This window comes from Ruegeria sp. CDSC025 (assembly GCF_059610805.1).
This window is the reverse complement of sequence record NZ_JBXWOJ010000003.1, coordinates 425,828-444,913: the sequence shown is the minus strand read 5'-3', so window position 1 is coordinate 444,913 and position 19,086 is coordinate 425,828. Positions and strand designations below refer to the sequence as shown.

The window sequence follows — 19,086 nt, the reverse complement described above, 5'->3', positions numbered from 1 at the left end:
CGCTGACGGCCCAGCTCGGACGTGATCGAGCCGAACAGCTCTGGGTCGCGCGCTGAGAGAGACTGGGTGAAAAAACCTTGTGTGCGTTGCGGGGCGTTCACTTTGAAACCTCCAAAAAAGGGTTAGCCGGTCCAGCCAAGGCCAGCGGAAATAGCGTTCATGGATTGCAGCAGGGGAACAGGAACCGATCCTGCCTGAGGTTCGGATCGAGCTTGTCGCAGCAATTCGACCTGCAGCGCGTGAATGCGGGCCAGTTCAGCCCGTTTGCGATCAAACCGCTCGCACAGGCGAGGGAAACGGTGTCCGATAGTTTGTCCTCCCGTCAGAAATTGCACTGCACTGCAGGCGCTATCGTATTCCGCTTTGATTGACTGAAAGACGATTTGTCGGGTGTTCTCATCGTGCACTAGTTCGCCGTATTGTGCGGCGATGCCCATATCCGCCTGATAGAGCGATTTCTCCATTTCATCGACGGCAAGGCGGAACAGCCGGGAGTGCTGAAACATATCCTGCAGCACTTCATCACCGCGCGCGCCACGAAATTTGCGGAAGCTGGCCATTGCGGCCCCGAAACCATACCAGCCCGTGATCAGGTGGCGGTTCTGCGACCAGGCAAAGACCCATGGAATGGCGCGCAGATCATCCAGACTGGCCGCGCCAAAGCGACGTGCCGGACGAGATCCTATTTTCAGGCGGGCTAATTCCTCGACCGGGCTGGCCTGCTGGAAATAGTCCAGAAAGCCTGGCATCTTCAAAAGCGAGACATAGGCTGTCTGTGACAGTTCCGACAGAGCATCCAGCGCGTCGTCGAACTCGGGCCGGGCCAGGGTTTCGCCGGGATTGGCGGTATGACGCAACGTGCTTGAGAGGAGCAGTTCCAGATGGGCCGCGGCTGTTCCGCGGTTGGCGTATCTGGTCGAAACAACTTCGCCCTGTTCAGTTACGCGCAAGCTCCCGGCAATTGTTCCGCTGGGCTGCGCAGCAATCGCCCGCCCAGTGGGAGCGCCGCCCCGACTGACTGAGCCGCCGCGTCCATGGAAAAACGTGACCTTGAAACCTTGCGAAGCCAGTGCCGTCACGATGCGACGTTGGGCGCGCTCCAGCTCCCATGTTGAGCAGAAATACCCGCCATCCTTGCCGCTGTCCGAATACCCCAGCATCACTTCGATTTCATTTCCATCGGTTTTGAGGCTGCGGCGGGCAAGCGGTACTGCCAAAACGTCCAGCAGGATCGCAGGGGCATTGCGAAGATCTGCAATCGTTTCGAATAATGGCACCACCGAGATATCCAGTGTCTCGGACCCGAAACCGGAATAGCGGGCCAGCAGGTACACACCGAGAATATCATCGGCAGACCGGGTCATGGACAGGATAAATGGCCCAATTGCCTTAGGGTCCGGCCCCGAGCGAACACTATGAACAAGCGATAAGAGCGCCAGCATTTCCTGCGCCTGATCGCTCAGCGCCTCGCGGTTTTGATAGGGCAGGTTTTGATCTGCCAGCTCTGATCGCAGACGGGTAGACCAGTCGGGCGTGCCATATTCCGGTGCATGTCCGGATTGTGACCAAAGTTCCGTCAGAACGTCATTCGTGACGGTTGAATTCTGACGAATATCCAGGGTTGTGGTTCGGAACCCGAAAACCATAGCGGCACGGCACAGCGGACGGATATGCCTCTGTGCCAGGACGTCGGCGTTGACCGCGCATAAAGCCGCATCAAGTGCCCCAAGATCGCTTACGAATTGTGAGATGTGATCATAGCCGCCATCGGTCAGCCGATAGCGAATGGCATTGAGAGCTTGCCGGAACGGTTCGTTTCGATTGCGATCGTCGTCCGGAGTCCGGTCGATAATTTCTTGTACACGTGCACGGTTTGACTCAGGAAGCGGCAATATGAGCGCGCTGATGCTCAACCGGCTTGCAGCTTGATCGATGGCCTGACGATAAAGATCCTGAACCGTTTCACGGCCGCGTTGCAGGGCCAGTGCGGTCATCTCGGTTGTGACATTCGGATTGCCATCTCGGTCGCCGCCAATCCAGCTGTGAAAGCGAATGTTGGGTGTTTTGGCTAGAGTCTGACCCAACACATGCAGGCAGGCCTGATCGAACCGATCCATGACCTGCGGGACGGCGTCAAAGATTGCATCCCGGAAGAATTGCAACCCCCACTCGATCTCGTCGCGCAGGCTTGGGCGCGACAGGCGAAGTTCGCCTGTCAGCCACAAAAGATCAATCTCGCCTTCCAGACCATTCAGCAATTCGGTGCGTTCGGTCGGGGTCCATCGTTGCACTTCAAGACTGACAAGATTGCGGTAGATCCGCCGGTGAATTTCCAAAACGGTGACCCGTTTGGCCTCGGTCGGGTGCGCGGTTAGGGTGGGACCGGCGCATAGGTCAGCCGTCAGTTTTTTTGTCTGGCTGTCCGTTAATTGCAGTTCAGACAACACCTCGGCAAACCCGCCTTCGACCGCTTCCGCGCCGCTTAGGGTCTCGGTCAGGCGCCGGTCCCGAACATGGGCGTTTTCATCAATGATGCGTAACAGTTGGAACCAGATCGATAGGGCTTGCAGATACGGCGTTGCCTCGAGCCCTGTAGGGATGGGTTGCAACGGCATGGCCTCGGCCCATGTCGCCACATGCGGCGCCCGCTTCGACAGAATATTCCGCCACAACGCCCGCAGTTCCGAGCGCAATTCCTCGGCATAGCCCGAAGGGTCCGGGGTGGACGGAATATTGCGGGCCAGCGCTTGCATCAGATCACCTGGTCCCGCGGGGTGCGACCTGCGAAAAAGTCGGCCAGATTGTCGAGTACGCGAAAGCCCATGGCCTCGCGCGATTCTTTTGTGGCGCTACCCAGATGGGGTAGCATCACCAGGTTGTCGCATTGCAACAGATCCGGGCTAATGCGAGGTTCGCCATCGAACACGTCCAAAGCAGCCCCACCGATCGTGTCGAACATCAGCGACTGCACAAGCGCGTGCTCATCCACGACCTCACCGCGCGCAGTGTTGATGAGGAAGGCGTTGGGCTTCATCAGATCCATTCTGCGCCCGTTGATCAGGTGCCGGTTTGCGGCCCCACCCGGGCAGTGCAGTGAGACGAAGTCGCAGTGCGGCAGCAGATCGTCCACGGTATCGACCTGAGTTGCGTTGAACTGTTTCAATACCTCGGACGAGACAGTGCTCCGGTTCTGGACAAGAATATTCATGCCGAACCCATGGTGCGCGCGACGGGCCATTTCCTGACCGATGCGGCCAAAACCGATGATGCCCAGAGTCTTGCCGCTGACCTTGGTGCCGACCAGATGGGTCGGACGCCAGCCGGTCCAGCCGCCCGCGCGCAGCTCACGTTCGCCTTGGCCGGCGCGGCGGGCTACCATCAGCAGCAATGTCATGGCCAGATCAGCCGTGCATTCGGACAGGACATCCGGCGTATTGGTTACGGTCATACCAAGGCTGCGCGCAGCGGGTTCACAGATATGGCTGTAACCAACTCCATAATTGGCGAGGATTTTGGTTTGCGCCGCAGATACGTCCAGCGCCTCGGCGCTGAGCGTGTCGGTGACCGTAGGCAGAACCGCGTCATAGCGTTTCAACGCATCGCGGATCTCGGCAGGGGACAATGGTTTGTCCCCGATGTTGAGTACGGTGTTGTAGTTTTCGGCCAGTTGCGCCTCGACGGCGGCGGGCCAGCGACGGGTGACAAGGACCGAAGGTTTGACCATCACGCAGCCTCTCCCATGACGCGGGCGATGGTCTCGCCAATTACCGCAGGGTTTTCAGCAACAGTCACACCCGCCGCCGATAGGATTTCGACCTTTTCCGAGGCGCTTTCGCCAAATGCCGAGATGATAGCCCCGGCATGACCCATGGTCCTGCCTTTAGGTGCGGTCAGACCGGCGACATAGGCCACGACGGGTTTGGTGACGTGGTCTCGGATATACTCGGCCGCCTCGGCTTCCTGAGGGCCGCCGATTTCGCCGATCATGGCGATGACCTCGGTGTCCTCATCCTGTTCGAACCGCTCAAGGATATCGCGGAATGACGAGCCGTTGATCGGGTCGCCACCGATACCGACGCTGGTTGAGACGCCAATGCCACGCTCCTTCAGCTGCGCCGCGGCTTCATAGCCCAGCGTGCCCGAACGACCGATGATTCCGACATTGCCCGGCAGGTAGATATGGCCCGGCATAATCCCCAGCAGGGCCTTGCCAGGACTGATGGTTCCAGCACAGTTCGGGCCGGTCAGCACCATGCGATTGTCCTTGGGATAGCGATACATATAGCGTTTGACGCGGATCATGTCCTGCGCCGGGATGCCGTCGGTTATGCAAACGCAATAACGGATACCGGCATCTGCGGCCTCCATGATCGAATCCGCCGCAAACGGGGGCGGCACGAAGACAAGGCTGGCCTCTGCGCCGGTGGCCGTGACCGCCTGTTTGACAGTGTCGAAGACAGGCACGCCTTCTACGATTTCGCCGCCCTTGCCAGGGACGACACCGCCAACAACATTGGTGCCGTATTCCAACATATCCTTGGTGTGAAAGCGCGCCATACGTCCAGTGATGCCCTGAACAATAACGCGGGTGTCGCGGTCCAGAAGAATGCTCATTACACAGCCCTCATCTTGGTGTTTTGGGTCAAATCGTTTTGCCATGCACCAACGGCGCGTTCGGCAGCTTCCATCAATGTTGTTGCACGAATAATCGGCAGACCGGACTTGGCGAGTATTTTCTGACCTTCTTCAACATTCGTCCCGGCAAGGCGCACGATGACTGGGATGTCGATATCCAGTTCCTTCAGAGCCTGCACGACGCCTTCGGCAACCCAGTCGCAGCGGTTGATGCCGGCGAAAATGTTGACCAGAACCGCTTGGACGTTCTTGTCGGACAGTACCAATCGGAAAGCTTTGGCAACACGTTCTGGTGACGCGCCGCCTCCGATATCGAGGAAGTTTGCAGGCTCTCCCCCGGCCAGCTTGATCGTGTCCATCGTCGCCATGGCCAGACCGGCACCATTCACGATGCAGCCGATATTGCCGTCCAGCCCGACATAAGACAGGCCACGATCCGCCGCGCGGCTTTCACGGGGGTCTTCCTGGCTTTTGTCGCGAAGCTCCGCGACCTGCGGGTGGCGGAACAAGGCGTTGTCGTCAAAGCTCATCTTGGCGTCCAGCGCCAACACTCGATCGTCGCCGGTGATGACGAGCGGATTGATTTCAACCATAGTCGCGTCCAGCTTGTTGAAAGCGGCGTAACACCCTTGGAGGGTGCGGACCATGTTTTGGATCAGACGGGGCTCCAGTCCCAGATTGAAGGCAATCTCGCGCGCCTGAAACTCCTGCAGACCTACCGCAGGTTCGACGATGGAGCGGACAATGCTTTCAGGGCGTTTTGCGGAAATATCCTCGATCTCCATTCCGCCCTCGGACGAGGCGACGATCATCACGCGTTGGCTTGAGCGGTCGAGCACAAAACCCAGATAGATTTCCCGATCGATCGGAACGGCAGATTCGACGTAGACGCGATAGATGCCTTTGCCATCGGGTCCGGTCTGATGCGTCACCAGCTTGCGGCCAAACATCTCCTCACAGGCTGCGTATATTTCGCTTTCCGAATTGCACAGCTTTACGCCCCCAGCTTTGCCGCGGCCACCTGCGTGAACCTGAGCCTTTACAATCCACTTGTCGCCGCCCAGCTCACGTGCACGATAGGCAGCTTGCTCGGGGCTGTAGGCCAAGGCCCCCGAAGGGACTTCGACGCCGAAATTCGAAAGAAGTTCTTTCGCCTGATATTCGTGGATATCCATCTGCATTTCCTCCCGTTTATGCAGCGATAGATGTGCCGTAGCGGCTTTCCAGAAGCGCTTCGATCGCTTCGAGATTCACCGAACCACCCATCTCGCGGATTGCTTCGGCAAACAAATGCACGATGCGGCCGATCGACTGATGATTCAGTTGGTTCAGGATGCCGATGCGGACCTGAACAGGTGCGCTGAGGGTTGGCCAGATGCCAAAGCCCCGGGCCCGGCAATTCTGCACCAGCTCCATTTCGCGGCCTGCAAGTTCAGCGGGCAGGTTCAGCACCACAAGGCTGGACATGTCCGAGGTGACCTCGCAGCCCATCGCAATGACGGCATCGCGCAGCACGGCCTCGTGCGTTTTGTAGGCATGCGCGCGCTTCGCTAGCCCCTCCTGCAGGGTCAGGCGTAACGATTCATGAAAGGCCGCGACGGCATAGCCCGAATGTGTTCGGTGATATGTGCCTTTTTCAACATCCTGGCCATCGACGATGCCCCAGTGGCGGGCCTCGAAAATGGGATTGTGAACATAGCTGTAGGCACCCGTTGCTTTCAGGCTGTCGATATATGCGTCGGTAAAACTGACGGGAGCATAGGTAAGCGGCAAGCAGCACAGGCCCTTTTGCGGACAAGAGGCCCAGCCCGCGATGCCCGGATAATCATCAACCCGGAAATCTTCGACACCCAAAGACGAAACGGCGTCGATCAGACCCATTGCACCATGGTGCTCGCAGGCATCCGAGAAACCGCGCAAATCATTGATGCGTCCTGATCCCGTTTCCCAATGTGCCATAAACGCCCATTTGGGCTTGTGTTCAGCCAGTGCGGCTTCGACCATGTCACCGGTCACCGACTGACCATGCGGCACGTCGATGATCGTGACACTGGCGGCCTGCGGATCCAAGGGGTTGGCAGCATGTTCGTCCGGTGTCGCTGCCTTGATCCGAAGGGTCAGTGTATCGATGCCCGAAAAGGTCCCGTTGTTGAACGCAACAACCTTGTCACCGGGCATGACAGCCGAGAACATGGTGTCCAAAGCGCTCCAACCAGTGCCTGCGACCGCAAAGGTGTATATGTTCGTGGTGCCCCAGATTTCGCGCAGCATGTGCTTGCATTCGATCATGCCGCGCAAAACGTCGCCCTGCATGTGATCCGCAACTCCGGCGCTGGAAAAGGCTTGTAGAACGCGCGCGTCTGTATTGCCCGGCCCGGGGCCTGCGGCCAGCGTCTCGGGGATTTCGAGCGTTGGATAAATCTGGAAAGTCATTGCGATCCTCCTTGATCGTTGGGGTGGTCAACCACGCCCAGACATCTCGTTGTGGATCAGGAAAGCCTTGCTTGCGTCATCGCGCAACGTAACTTACTACTGCTTTAGGACTTCTAATAGGATGGGGAAAAACCTACCCGTATTGGCAAGAATACCGAAGTATACCAAGTTTTGCCCTATACGAATGGGTAGTTTCTTGAGGATTTGGATGTAAAATCAATGACAGAGCCTTCACAACTACCGATTGACGTCATGCTTGCCGACAACAATCCGCTGGTCTTATCGGCCATGTCGGAGATTTTTGAACGTGATCCGCGATTCTCTTTGGTTGCCACATCGGCGACAGCTGAAGGGTTCCTGGGCGCGGTCATGAGAGTTCCGGTCCAGGTGTGTGTGATCTCCTGGAGCTTGCCTGTTCTAGGCGCGGCCAAATTGATCGAGGTTTTGCGAGAACAGGAAGGCGCGCCCCGTTTTGTCATTTACGGCGATGATGTCGGAGATGTTCCGCGCCTTGCAATGCAGGCAGGAGCTGCGGGGTTCTCATCCCGGTCTGGTGAAGTTGAAGCGTTGCTGGAAACCTGCGCGGACGTGGCTGCTGGCAAGATGGTGTTTCCGTTCATCGATGTCCGCCAGATGCAACAGAATCCGATCCACAGCCTGTCGCGGAAAGAGCGCGCGATTCTGGAAGCTCTAGCCAAGGGCATGTCCAACCGCGAGTTGTCCAAAGAGCTTCAGATATCGACCAATACCGTGAAATTTCACCTGTCAAACATTTACGAAAAACTATCGGTTAAGAATAGGACGCAGGCCATCGCGTATTACTATTCGTCTAATGCGGCCTCACATTAGATAGATTTGCCCAAATGCTCCAATGGTGTGGTCATTCTGTTGGTCGCGTGATCGGCCTTTCTTAGGAACCCGTGGGGAATTGGGTGGCGGTTTCGTGAAAGCTCTGATCGACGGCGACGGTCGCAATGCAAACCTGAACCTGTTCTTCGATAGCTCTGCGCGCGAAAGAGGTCACGGCTGTGTCCGACGCGAAGGCATCGTAGATTACAGTTGGTTGAGCTTCGAAACTATATCGAGTTGGAAACAGAAACACGTCAATCTCATCATATAATTGCTGCTTTTTTTCGCCATATAGCGGGCTGTCCCATCTGATCTCGTCTTTGGCGACGGCGGCTTTGATCGAGGTCAGGTCTTGCTCCAGTGGGCCGGTCCGGCCAGGATCATTTCGACTTCAACCCCGAGAGAGTGCAGAGATCCGGCTGTTTCAAGAAAATCGTACAGCCCTTTCTTGCGGGTCAGGTTGCTTAGAAGCCCGACCCCGCAAATGCCCAGGAGACCGCAGGCTGGTCTGTGTTTGGGGGCGAAAAACGCGTTTTCGGTGACGTGCCATTTTTGATTGCTTCGGTAAGCGTGTGGGCGCCAAACAAGGTCAGAATAGTCGGAACATAGGCCATAATGGCGTCTGTTTCACGATGAGCACCCAACATGGTCAGCTCGGTGCAGTAAGGTGCTGATCCAGTTTCTTCAGGCCAGAAGTAAGGAGCCAAGTTCAGGATGGATGATTTGGCTTTAGCAATATGGTTCCCCAACTTCCGCGCCTGCTTCAGGGCGGTTCTATGGGGTTCACATGCTCGCTTGAAAGTTGCAATGGCTCTGGGTCCGCTAGGCCAGATTTTGTCCTTCACGGGCGTGATGACTGAACAACAGCTTGTTTGATTGGACATCGGACAGAAAATCCGCAGTGCGCCCAGACAGCGCGCGATAAAAGGACAGAAGACCGGGTTCGATTTCTTTGGCAATGTCGATGCAGTTTTGGCGCAGCTCATCGGTGCGCTCCAGCGGTTCACGCGCACGTATGGCCGACAAAAGTTGAGCATGCGCATCGCGTAAGTTCTGGAATGCCTCGCTGTCGAGCATGTCCTGATCGCCAATCAATATGTAAACGGGCTCCAGGTTCTTTTTTCCTTTCAGGTCCACAAACCCAGCTTCCAACATCGCCAACTCTTGTTTGCCTAGAATGTAAACTGAATTCGAAACCAGGATGTCATAGTCGACATGTCGGCAGCTTTGTTCGATCCTGGCGGCGACGTTAACCACATCTCCGATCACAGTATAATTGAACCGCCGCCGCGACCCGATATTGCCCACACAGGCCTGTCCTGTCGCGCAGCCAGTGGCCAGCGCAATGGGTGGCCGTTCGCGCATGATTTCGGACCTATTGAACTGTGCCAATGCACCGCGCATCATCAAGGCTGCCCGTGCAGCGCGACAGGGATGATTTTCGACCGGAAGCGGAGCGTTCCAGAACGCCATGACTGCGTCGCCGATGAATTTGTCGATTGTGCCTCGCTCGTGCAAAATCTGATCTCCGACCTGTGAAAACAGCTCATTCAGAATGGCGACGAGCTCCGTGGCCGAAACCGACTCGGATAACGGGGTAAATCCACGGATGTCGGCGAACATGACGGTGATCTCTTGTGTTTCTCCACCAAGGACCAACTGATGGTCCGAGCCTTCCATTTCATCCAAAATTTCAGGAGCGACATAGTGAGAAAAAATCTTTCGGATCGCTCTTTTCTCGCGCTCGGTCGAAATGAATAGATATCCGGCCAACAGCCCGAAATTCGCCATCCCACCAGCAAGTGGGAAGGTTGCATCAAATAATACGAGTTGATTTTGAAAGGCCATCCAGCTGATCAGCACAACTACGGCTGCAGATACGCCACCCGCAATGAAGGATGCGACCGCACCAAAGCTGGACATGACGGCGACGACCACTAACCCCAGTAAGACGAATGAGACCAACTCAAGCGCAGCGGTCACATCGGATCGGCTGAGCATTTCGCCCGTTAGGACCTGTTCAAGTAACTGCGCGTGGATCGAGACGCCGGGCACGGATTCTCCGAGCGAGGTCTGGTGCATATCAAACAGACCCGCCGCAGAGGTGCCAACAAGAATAATCTGGTTTTCGATCCGGGACCGCAGCGCAGGATCATCCGGATTCGTCATAACGTCATTGGCAGAAACATACAGTTCAGGCCGGTCTCGCCTGTACCGGATCCAGACTTCGCCGTTCTGAGTTGTTGGCAATCGAAAATCGCCCAGTTCAAGCGCCAGCATGACACCGGATTCATCGGACGCGCCCTCGGCGAAAAGGACTGTTTCCCCCAAGGCCACCCGAAGGGCCTCAATTCCCAGGCTTGGCAGGGCGCCATCCGGTCCCCCCCAAAGTACCGGGACCCGGCGGACCACACCGGTCCCACCAAGTGGTGAGACATTCACGCCCCCAATGCCTGTTGCATCTGAATAAAGTGGCGGAGCAGGAGGAGTCCAATGCGGAACCTGGACGAGTCCTGAGGTCGGAGACTCACCGATCTCGATGATCCCCGCCTTGGATATGACGGGCTGACCATCATCGGCCACACGGGCCGCTACACCCAGAACAACCGGCCATTTGGCGATTTCGGCTCCGAAAAAAACATCGTTGTCCAGGTTTTGGGCGTCTTCATCGACCGAGAGCACCTCGGCCAACGCAGGGTCTTCCAATAATCGAGCAGGCGAATAGCGGTCGGGTTCGACAAACAGCATGTCAAAAGCGATGACCGCAGCGCCATTTTGGCCGAGGTTTTCAACCATCTGAGCCATGAGATTGCGCGGCCACGGCCATTGCCCCCAGTTGGCTAGTGACTGTTCGTCTATGTCGACAACACGGATAGGCAGGTCGGGGGTGTAATCGCGTGGGGCCATCCGCTGAAGGATGTCGAAATATATTAGCCGAGTCATGCGCACGGGAAACGGATCTATGACCCTGACAAAGCATCCAAACAGGATCAGGCACAAACCCACAAGGCGAAAACCCCTGCGGCGAGTGCTCCGTTCTTTCGACTTAACCGTCACGGTTGCCTCCGAAGACAGTGGTCGCTTTCACTGCCCGACATTACCGATTACCCATATCAGCCGATGCTCAGTTAACAGGTCTATTCGGTTTCGTATCCGGCGCTGCACCGCCTTCTATACTGGGCGCCTCAACGGGTGCAGATGCTACCGAAGCCTTCACCGCTTGCCGCTGCGGGGGCGCTGGGCGGGGCTCGGGAGCGTCGGATTTTTCGATGGGCTGCACTGGTGCTGATTCTCCGGCGCAGCCTTCGATATTCACGCGCAGCGGACTCAAAAGCCGTTCCTGTGACTGAATGAACGGAAATCCATTTTTCACTGCTTCGTCGTACTGTGCCTGATCGGCCGGGCGGCCCACCTTGCCTTTTTGACTGGTGGCAAACAGGCTGCATTGACGTCCAGTTGATCTGCAGCCGCCTTTCAGGCCGCACATCTGCACGGTGCCTTCCAGCACCAGCATCGAGCTTTGGGTGCCAGGCACAACCCACATGTCGAATATGGTCCCACGCACAGCCATTGTCGCTGTGGGGGTCTGGATGGAATAGGCACGTTTTCTGCTGTTGCCCGAGATGAAACGAAAGCTTCCACCCAAGGCCTGAACGGCAAAATTCTTGGCCTTCTTCTTGTTTCGCAACATGGTCACATCCAGCGCCATCTTTGCATTAGGCCCTATCGCGATCTTCGTTTCGTCAACAAAGATCAGCTGAACTACCCCTCTGCTGTCTGTGGATATGGAATCACCCGAGGCAACTTCCATGCCTTCAAGCAGTGGCCGGGAATTCCCGGCTCGGGTAATTTCTGCGCCTTGTTTGACGCTTACGACAGTACCAATGTTGGCCAGGATCTGCGACGGCAGTATCAAAACACAACAGGAAACACACAACACTCTTAACCAGACCAAACTAATTATCCCTTCCCCAAGGTTATTCCAGAGCGCAATGCGCCCGCTGCCCGGTCTGTGCCTCGTGGAATTTATTTCTTTGTATTATTTGTAAAAAATCTAAGCAAATATGCCTTAATGCCTATGTGTTTGGCAAGTTTTCTATGAAGCTGGAGAAAATTCCCACCTAATTGGGCTGACCCGGAGCTTCGGAAACTCTCTGTTTGTACATTGCCGGTGTTTCGGACAGGGCCCTTTTCAAATCAGTGTTTCGTTGGGCCGTCGCTCGCTTTCCCAGCCGACGTCTCTTGGGTCTGATCGCCTTATGGAAGGCCCGGCAGACACGCATTGCGGGTGACGTTTCGCGGCTGCCTTTGATCAAGCCCGAAAGCCATAGACATCATGGATTTGACTTTTTGAAGATTTTTTCACGAGGTCCCTTGTATTTCTTGGCGCTTATCGAATACACCGGCCAGCGGAGACGTGGCCGAGTGGTCGAAGGCGCTCCCCTGCTAAGGGAGTAGGCCCGGAAGGGTCTCGAGGGTTCGAATCCCTTCGTCTCCGCCACCAAATCTTCATATGATGTTTTTTGTGATGGCTTACACGTTTTGAAGGCTTTACCCGCCACATCCGCCAAGAAATAACGTGATCGGAAGGTCGGGTGTTCCGTTTCCAGCACTCAATGACCCGGCCCTTCGAAATCCTCGCGGGACGCGGTAGGTTCGAAGCTTGCTCTCGTGATCGACCATTGGTGCCTGGATTGTCGGCAAATCCGCTAAAACCACCGAAATCGGTACCGTTGGTGTTGCAAGAGCCGGCACTACCGGGGTGTTTCTGAATTCGGATGACTGTTCGGTATGAGGCTGCTGGCGCTCGAAAGGTTGACCACCGGTAAAGTTGATTCAGCGGACAGGTCCAATTTGCCGATTTGACTGCCTTGGAACAGACTGCGGATTATCCGCTCAACTCCAAACTGGCCAATGGAAAACTCTGCAGAATTCTACCGGTCCATTCCTTTGGGACGGCGCAAAGAGCTGTGGACAGACCGTCAGCTAAGGCTGCATTGGGTGCGGAAACGGAAACAGTGTGGTTGCTTGGGCTTGGGCCGAATGGGTTCAGGATATGGCCGTGGTCGCCCGGCAAGAGTGTGCCTGCAACCGATGATGTGGCTACTGAGCGTTCTCGCAAAGTGATCTTCTTGAGGGCTTGATTATTGTGACCAGCAAGGCCGACCCGCCAGTCTTGCCCGTCACCTCGCTGACCCATTGCCGCGATTTCTCCCATGTTAACCAGAACATCGCGTAAGCCAAAGGACCGTAACAGCGCCGCAATGCGATCGGTGATTGCGCCTTGTGCGATACCGTTCAATGTCAAGGCTGAGACACCGGGCTCCGGCAGCTGGATCGCATCAGCGTCATATCGGACTCGGTGCCAGCCGACAGTTTCTTGGGCGGCAGTCAATTCAGATGCGCTGGCGCGCGCGGCCATCGCCCTCCAGACGGGTTGTATTGTGGGGTCAAAAGCCCCGTCTGATGCACTGTGAAGGGTCGAACACAGGCTCAGTACATTCAACAGTTCGGGGGCTGGTTGCTGCAGCAATCCGCTTCGGTTCAGCTCTGAAATCTGTGATCGCGATCGGTACAGACTAAAGATATCTTCCAGCCGGTTCAGTTCAGCCTCGATTGATGACAGCAGGGGCGCCGCCTCTGCCTCAGAAAGGCCAACAAGGTCAAGGCTGGCCCTGGCCCCCAGCGCGATGCCACGCCAATGCGCGACTGGTGCGCCAGATGCGACCGCCGGTAGCGCGGCGCATGCCGCAGACATGATCAGAAAACGACGTCGGGACAAACGGCTCATGCTGGTGTCTCCAGTTTCAGGTCCAGATCGACGGGGCCAAGCACTTCGGCGTCGGGTATGTCAGTCAGGGGCAAAGCGGACCCTCCGTACAGGATGATGAAGCTGTCCGCGTCGGTCGGGTCTGCAAAGGGCACGACCTCGCGCGCGCCCATGCCGCCGGCGACATTGGCCCCGACGACGAAAGTCGCACCTTCGGCATTGATCCAGTTGGATTGACCTGGTTGATGCCAGCTTGGGGCGGTTCCCATATCGCTGACATAGATTGCAACAATGGCTGCCTCGCGTTCGGGGCTTTTGAGATAGGCAACCATGTCGCGAACCTGCGCAAAAAACAGTGGTGTGGGATAGCCGTCGAGGTGAATCTGTCCTTTGGGACCACCATGTTCAGCAATATTCATCTGGCAAAAAAAGCTGAGTGCGTCTGGCGTCAGATCGACCGGGTCAGGCGCGGCAATCTGTTCTTCCTTACAGGCAGTCAGGGCGAGTAGAGCAATCAGGAAAAGACGCTTCATGGCTCGACCCTTCGGAACGCGAGCCGGGCAAGTGCAAGGCCTAGCAGGGGCCAGATCAGCAAAGACAACGGGGCGGCCCAGACGGGCAGAGCCTGCGCTGCGCCGGTCATGCCGGATGCCATCGCGACGCCCTCGGTTGCGGCGATATTCCACAGACGGAAAGCGTCGGCCGGGTTGGCCACCATCACCCATGGAAAGACGGATTGAGTGAAGGTGCCGCCCTTGTCCATGACGACGGCCCCCAACAGGCCCAGATCATAGAGGACGACAAAAACCAGCCAGAGCCCGGCCGAGAGACCTGCTGCCGCCGTGGCCCCCTTTGCCAGGGCGGACAGCAAGTATCCCAATGCCAGAAACACGGCGCCCAGCACGATCGAAGTGAGGATAAGACGGACCAGAGCCAACAGGCTTTCTGGACCGGCGCCACCGAACCATGCTGCCACCGCGCCAGCCGTGCCAAAACCGATGGTCATCGCAAAGGCAAGCGCCGACAAATGGGCGGTGAATTTTCCCAACAGGATTTCTCCGCGCCCGGCGGGATAGGACAAGAGCAGCGATAAGCTGCCCCGGTCCACATCGCCTGCGATGGCGTCAAAGGCAATCATCAGAGCCAGTAGGGGGGCAAGATAGACCGACAGCGTCGTCATCGAGGCAACCGAGACAGTCAGCATATCTACGCCAAGCGTGCCTGTGGGTGCACTGCCTGCAAAGGTAAGTGCCAGCGCGAATAACACCATGATCAGTGTCGCCATCAGCAGCCAGCGGTTGCGGCGCAAGATCAACATTTCAGTGCGGGTGATGGCGAGGAAGCGGGTCATGGCCTCTTCTCCTGTGCATAGTAGCGATAGAGATCTTCCAGCTTGGGAGGTGTCATTTCCACATCTGCCACCGCATCGCCCAATCCGGCGATCCGGCGCAGGGCCTCCATCTTGTCGTCGACGGTGCAGAGCAACTCAACGGACGCGCCATTGATCCGGCTGCCGCCCAGTTTGGCGGCCAAGGCGTCAGGGTTAGAGCTGGCGCGCACCTTCAGGCGGATTGGCAGACCCGCCAGCGCCGAAAGGTTGTTTAACGTGTCATCGGCCACCATCCGGCCCCCGCGCATGATTGCGATCCGGTCTGTGCGGGCCTCGACCTCAGTCAGGGCATGCGATGCGATCAGGACGGCGGTGCCTTTTGCGGCCAGTTCGTCGATGATGGCGTACAGATCCTGCCGAGAAATCGGGTCCAGTCCGCTCGTCGGCTCGTCCAGCAATGCCACTTTCGGCTGGCCCAGCAGCACTTGCGCCAATCCCAGACGTTGCCGCATCCCCTTGGAGTAGGTCCCGATCCGTCGGTCCAGCGCGTCGCTGAGGCCAACACGTTCCAGCAGGCCGGGTACATCGGCCTTGGACCCCGAGAGCTGCGCGAACAGAGTCAGCTGTTCCCGGCCCGTAAGCGCCGGGTGGAAGGACACCGCCTCGGGCAAGTACGCCGTATCCCGCCGCGCCTGTGCGCTGCCGGGTGTGGCGTCTCCGATTCGAATGGCTCCGCCCTCAATCGGGATCAGGCCAAGGATGGATTTGATCAGGGTCGATTTGCCGGCGCCGTTATGGCCCAGTAGCGCCACGCGCTGACCAGGGGCAAGAGACAGGGTGATGTCGTCAAGAACGCGGGATTTGCCTCGGTCCTTACAGACGTTGTTTATCGTCAGGGCCTTATCCGTCATGAGGCACCTTTTTCATAGCTGAGGGTTCAGGGGCTCGCATCAATGGATTGCTGTCCATCACACCCCCCGGCAATAGTGCCGGGAAGGCTGATTGCGACCAGCGCACCAGCTGCACGGCAGGGGAGCCGAGCAGCAGCTTGGCTGCGGGTTGGGTCCACAGCACATGGTCCATCGAGTCATTGGGGCGATAAGGGGCATCAGCGACGCCGTTGCCATCCACATCATAGGCGGCGAAATCGGACCAGTAATTGCCGCGCCCGTCTTCAGACCACTCGACCCACTTGGTCGAAACGTATTTCACCTGAGTCCGGTTTCCGACAAAGGCGTTGCCGACGATACGGTTACGTTCTGACCCAGCAGTGAAGTGAATGCCGATGCCGCAACCCTCGAACCAGTTGTCGGTGAATTCGTTCTTGTTCGAGTTATACAGGAAGGTGCATTTCTCCTTTGCACCCTTAACGACGTTCCCGGAAATCACGCTCTTGTTGGCGTAGTTCAGCATCACACCATGTTCGCGATCATCAATCGACACATTGCCGGTGACTTTGACATTGGTCGTGAACATCACCGCATAGCCCAGATCATTGCCGATCGAGACGTTATCGCTGACCACCGAGTCGTCGGCATACATGTAGTGCACCGCGAACCGCAGGTCGCGGAACAGGTTTCCAGTAAAGGTGTTCTTCTTGGACGAGTTCACAAAGATCCCATCGCGCCCGAACCGGATATCATTGTCTTCGACCCGCGCACCCGGTGCGTTCCAGACATAGACGCCGTTGCCGCGGTCATTCATCCGCTTGTCCTGACGCCCTTCGATCCGGTTGCCGCGCACGACGCTGTCCTTGGCGCCGTGGATGTCGATGCCATAGAGATTGCCCAGCAACACATTGCCTTCGATCACCGGCGCATGGGCCGTTTTGACCAGCTGAATGCCACTGTCGATCCCATCATGGCTCGAGCCCGAACCAATCACTGTCAGACCGCGTACGGTCACGCCCGGTCCGGTCACGGTGATGACGCTGCCGACGCCTTGTCCGTCAATGGTGGCCTGCCCCTGCCCGTCAATAATGATGGGCCGGTCCAGAACCAATGTCTCAGAGTAGACACCGGGGCTCAGGCGAAGGGTGTCTCCATCCGCCGCCTGCGCCAGTGTTTCATTGATGGCCCCCGCCTGGTTGGGCACATCCCAATCCGCCGCCCAAAGGGGCGAGCCGAGCAGGAGCGGTATGAGCAGGGACCATCGCATGGGTTATGCCCCCGCCGGTTCGACCAGCATCCGGCCGCGCATTTCCATGTGCAGCGCGTGACAGAACCACTGACAATAGAACCAGTGCACGCCCGGACGGTCGGCAGTGAAGGTGACCGAAGCGGTCGCCATCGGTGCCACTTCCATCGCGATGCCGTAGTTGCCCAGGCAGAAGCCGTGGGTCACATCGTCCACGTCATCCAGGTTGGTGATGTAAACCGTCACCTCATCACCCTGTTTGACGGTGAACTTCTCAAGGCTGAAGGTCGGGGCCTGCGAAGTCATGTAGACCCGCACCTTGTTGCCGTCCCGGATTGGTTCTTCGGCGCCGTCTTCCAGATCGATGCCATCGGCCTCAGCTTGTTTGCGGGCGTCCTCCCAGGTGATGTCGTTACGGTCCCAGACGTTGACCGGGTTGACGATGTCAGCGCGCACCATGATCGAGTCATGCGGCTCGGCAAAGGTCGGCCCGTCGTGAACCACCTTCATCTCGTTGGTTGAGATATCGATCAGCTGCTCGTTCTCAGGCTTAAGTGGACCCGTGTTCAAGAACCTGTCTTTCGAGAACTTGTTCATCGAAATCAGCCACTTGCCATCAGCCTCCTTGGTTTCACCCATGGTGGTCGAGTTATGGCCCGGCTGATAATGCACATCGACTTTCGAGATGATCGGGTCAACATCGGCGCCGCCGTAAGCCTCGATTGCCTTGTCGAGGTTCCACTTCACGATCTGACTGTCCAGGAATAGCGTGGTAAACGCGTTGCCCTGGCCGTCATAAGCAGTGTGAAGCGGGCCAAGACCCAGCTGCGGCTCACCCACGATGCAGGACCGTGGATCGGCATCACTTTCGAACAGAGCGTCCAGTTTGGTGACGTCCATGATCGATACGGTCGGCGACAGTTTACCATTGATGCAGACATGCTTGCCGTCAGGCGCAGTGTTGATGCCGTGCGGCGAGTTCGGGATCGGGATGTAACGGGTGTATTTCTTGTTCTGACCCTTACGGCCGTCCAGAACTTTGACGCCTTTCAGTTCCTGATAGTCGCCCGCCTCAATACCCGCTTCGATTTCCGCGAGGTTGAAGACAACAACATGGTCCATCTCGTTCTCGGTCATCTCGGCCAGGTTCATCCCCATTTCCGAGTTGTACGAGGTCGAATAGGCGTATTTGCCCTGATAGTCGCAGTCAGTGTTATCGAGGTTGCCCGACACGATCACCTGCCATGCCACTTCCATGGTGTCGCCGTCCAGCGCGGTGAAGATGTTCACGTATTGCGACGGATCGTCCAGCACAGTGCCGTCATTGACCAATGGAGTTTCATCTTCGCCATTGGCAAAGACATAACCAGTGCGCGGGAATTTCTGCGGACGCAGACCGTGGATCGCCTTGGCGTTCGGGATTTCGGTGATCATGTCGCATTTCATCACGTCGCAACGTACGCGGGCGACGCGGGTGTTGGCCTTGTCGTTCATGAACAGGTAACGGCCATCATATGTGCCGTCGGTGAACGACATATGCGGGTGGTGCAGGTCACCGTTATCGTAGGTTTTCATGCCGCGCTTGGCGAGGAATTCCTTGGTTTCCGGCAGCAGGCCATCGGTCATGATCTTCAGCGATTCATTGGTCTGACCCCAACCGGTGGCCGAACAGCGGTTGAACACCGGCACCCGCATCAGCTCGCGCATGGACGGGAAGCCCAGAATGCGCAGCTCACCGGTCTGACCCGAGGACCAGAAACCGTAGTATTCGTCCAACTCACCAGGTTCGAGATTGGCGTTGGCCGCGGCGCTGGCCTGTTTTGCGGTCATCAGGGTTGATCCCAGACCGGTTCCGGCTAGCACGGCGCCAGTGGCGGTCGCCCCCAGCATACCGCGGCGTGTGACGGTTAGTTTGTTGTCATGTTCCGACATG

Annotated in this window: 15 protein-coding genes and 1 tRNA gene; 2 read left to right on the top strand and 14 right to left on the bottom strand. The window is 57.3% G+C overall.

What is annotated here, in order from left to right; genetic code table 11:
- Window positions 1-122: 122 nt before the first annotated feature.
- From AC2FH8_RS07670 to AC2FH8_RS07650, 5 genes are read right to left on the bottom strand one after another with little or no spacing between them, the layout of a single operon-like run.
- Entirely contained in the window at window positions 123-2,753 is a 2,631-nt protein-coding gene (locus AC2FH8_RS07670) for a phosphoenolpyruvate carboxylase (RefSeq protein WP_496689144.1), read from the bottom strand.
- Window positions 2,753-3,724: a 2-hydroxyacid dehydrogenase gene (locus AC2FH8_RS07665; protein ID WP_281972635.1), complete on the bottom strand. Its 972-nt coding sequence runs from the start codon at window positions 3,722-3,724 to the stop codon at window positions 2,753-2,755. Before AC2FH8_RS07665 ends, AC2FH8_RS07670 begins: the two co-directional genes overlap by 1 nt.
- Entirely contained in the window at window positions 3,724-4,614 is an 891-nt protein-coding gene (gene sucD / locus AC2FH8_RS07660; RefSeq protein WP_281972634.1) for a succinate--CoA ligase subunit alpha, read from the bottom strand. The genes AC2FH8_RS07665 and sucD overlap by 1 nt, the downstream gene beginning before the upstream one ends.
- On the bottom strand, window positions 4,614-5,810 hold the full coding sequence (locus tag AC2FH8_RS07655) for a malate--CoA ligase subunit beta (RefSeq protein WP_142635202.1): 1,197 nt from the start codon (window positions 5,808-5,810) through the stop codon (window positions 4,614-4,616). Before AC2FH8_RS07655 ends, sucD begins: the two co-directional genes overlap by 1 nt.
- A 16-nt stretch (window positions 5,811-5,826) precedes the next feature.
- Window positions 5,827-7,068, bottom strand: a complete 1,242-nt coding sequence (locus AC2FH8_RS07650; RefSeq protein WP_281972632.1) for a pyridoxal-phosphate-dependent aminotransferase family protein — start codon at window positions 7,066-7,068, stop codon at window positions 5,827-5,829.
- 219 nt (window positions 7,069-7,287) lie between these two features.
- Between AC2FH8_RS07650 and AC2FH8_RS07645 the strand changes: the two genes are divergently transcribed.
- The gene (locus tag AC2FH8_RS07645) at window positions 7,288-7,917 is read left to right on the top strand and encodes a response regulator transcription factor (RefSeq protein WP_496689141.1); all 630 of its coding nucleotides are present in this window, start codon (window positions 7,288-7,290) and stop codon (window positions 7,915-7,917) included.
- Between the two features lie 61 nt (window positions 7,918-7,978).
- Here the strand turns inward: AC2FH8_RS07645 and AC2FH8_RS07640 are convergent, their stop codons facing one another.
- The 3 genes from AC2FH8_RS07640 to AC2FH8_RS07630 form a co-directional block, all read right to left on the bottom strand.
- Complete coding sequence (locus AC2FH8_RS07640; protein ID WP_271948651.1) at window positions 7,979-8,170, bottom strand: hypothetical protein; 192 nt, start codon at window positions 8,168-8,170, stop codon at window positions 7,979-7,981.
- A 569-nt stretch (window positions 8,171-8,739) separates the two neighbouring features.
- A complete protein-coding gene (locus tag AC2FH8_RS07635) occupies window positions 8,740-10,860 on the bottom strand; it encodes a CHASE2 domain-containing protein (RefSeq protein ID WP_496689139.1) in 2,121 nt (706 codons plus the stop codon).
- A gap of 181 nt (window positions 10,861-11,041) precedes the next feature.
- The gene (locus AC2FH8_RS07630) at window positions 11,042-11,833 is read right to left on the bottom strand and encodes a FecR family protein (protein ID WP_246097172.1); all 792 of its coding nucleotides are present in this window, start codon (window positions 11,831-11,833) and stop codon (window positions 11,042-11,044) included.
- 495 nt (window positions 11,834-12,328) lie between these two features.
- Between AC2FH8_RS07630 and AC2FH8_RS07625 the strand changes: the two genes are divergently transcribed.
- Window positions 12,329-12,418: transfer RNA gene (locus tag AC2FH8_RS07625), tRNA-Ser, on the top strand.
- Window positions 12,419-12,805: 387 nt separating this feature from the next.
- Here the strand turns inward: AC2FH8_RS07625 and AC2FH8_RS07620 are convergent.
- The 6 genes from AC2FH8_RS07620 to nosZ are packed head-to-tail and all read right to left on the bottom strand — an operon-like array spanning window position 12,806 to window position 19,085.
- Window positions 12,806-13,708, bottom strand: coding sequence for an FAD:protein FMN transferase (locus AC2FH8_RS07620; protein ID WP_496689137.1), 903 nt, complete (start codon window positions 13,706-13,708; stop codon window positions 12,806-12,808).
- Complete coding sequence (locus AC2FH8_RS07615; RefSeq protein ID WP_142635212.1) at window positions 13,705-14,220, bottom strand: nitrous oxide reductase accessory protein NosL; 516 nt, start codon at window positions 14,218-14,220, stop codon at window positions 13,705-13,707. The genes AC2FH8_RS07620 and AC2FH8_RS07615 overlap by 4 nt, the downstream gene beginning before the upstream one ends.
- A complete protein-coding gene (locus AC2FH8_RS07610) occupies window positions 14,217-15,038 on the bottom strand; it encodes an ABC transporter permease (protein ID WP_271948643.1) in 822 nt (273 codons plus the stop codon). The genes AC2FH8_RS07615 and AC2FH8_RS07610 overlap by 4 nt, the downstream gene beginning before the upstream one ends.
- Window positions 15,035-15,928, bottom strand: a complete 894-nt coding sequence (locus tag AC2FH8_RS07605) for an ABC transporter ATP-binding protein (protein WP_496689135.1) — start codon at window positions 15,926-15,928, stop codon at window positions 15,035-15,037. The genes AC2FH8_RS07610 and AC2FH8_RS07605 overlap by 4 nt, the downstream gene beginning before the upstream one ends.
- Window positions 15,918-17,174 carry a nitrous oxide reductase family maturation protein NosD gene (locus tag AC2FH8_RS07600; protein WP_496689133.1) on the bottom strand — a complete coding sequence of 419 codons (1,257 nt, stop codon included), beginning with the start codon at window positions 17,172-17,174 and terminating at the stop codon, window positions 15,918-15,920. The genes AC2FH8_RS07605 and AC2FH8_RS07600 overlap by 11 nt, the downstream gene beginning before the upstream one ends.
- 3 nt (window positions 17,175-17,177) lie before the next feature.
- Window positions 17,178-19,085: a TAT-dependent nitrous-oxide reductase gene (nosZ, locus tag AC2FH8_RS07595; protein ID WP_271948637.1), complete on the bottom strand. Its 1,908-nt coding sequence runs from the start codon at window positions 19,083-19,085 to the stop codon at window positions 17,178-17,180.
- Window position 19,086: the final 1 nt, after the last annotated feature.

Coding starts and splice junctions, on each gene's coding strand:
- AC2FH8_RS07670 (WP_496689144.1), bottom strand. CDS start 2,753: ATGCAAGCGCTGGCCCGCAATATTCCGTCCACCCCGGACCCTTCGGGC.
- AC2FH8_RS07665 (WP_281972635.1), bottom strand. CDS start 3,724: ATGGTCAAACCTTCGGTCCTTGTCACCCGTCGCTGGCCCGCCGCCGTC.
- sucD (WP_281972634.1), bottom strand. CDS start 4,614: ATGAGCATTCTTCTGGACCGCGACACCCGCGTTATTGTTCAGGGCATC.
- AC2FH8_RS07655 (WP_142635202.1), bottom strand. CDS start 5,810: ATGGATATCCACGAATATCAGGCGAAAGAACTTCTTTCGAATTTCGGC.
- AC2FH8_RS07650 (WP_281972632.1), bottom strand. CDS start 7,068: ATGACTTTCCAGATTTATCCAACGCTCGAAATCCCCGAGACGCTGGCC.
- AC2FH8_RS07645 (WP_496689141.1), top strand. CDS start 7,288: ATGACAGAGCCTTCACAACTACCGATTGACGTCATGCTTGCCGACAAC.
- AC2FH8_RS07635 (WP_496689139.1), bottom strand. CDS start 10,860: ATGACTCGGCTAATATATTTCGACATCCTTCAGCGGATGGCCCCACGC.
- AC2FH8_RS07620 (WP_496689137.1), bottom strand. CDS start 13,708: ATGAGCCGTTTGTCCCGACGTCGTTTTCTGATCATGTCTGCGGCATGC.
- AC2FH8_RS07615 (WP_142635212.1), bottom strand. CDS start 14,220: ATGAAGCGTCTTTTCCTGATTGCTCTACTCGCCCTGACTGCCTGTAAG.
- AC2FH8_RS07610 (WP_271948643.1), bottom strand. CDS start 15,038: ATGACCCGCTTCCTCGCCATCACCCGCACTGAAATGTTGATCTTGCGC.
- AC2FH8_RS07605 (WP_496689135.1), bottom strand. CDS start 15,928: ATGACGGATAAGGCCCTGACGATAAACAACGTCTGTAAGGACCGAGGC.
- AC2FH8_RS07600 (WP_496689133.1), bottom strand. CDS start 17,174: ATGCGATGGTCCCTGCTCATACCGCTCCTGCTCGGCTCGCCCCTTTGG.
- nosZ (WP_271948637.1), bottom strand. CDS start 19,085: ATGTCGGAACATGACAACAAACTAACCGTCACACGCCGCGGTATGCTG.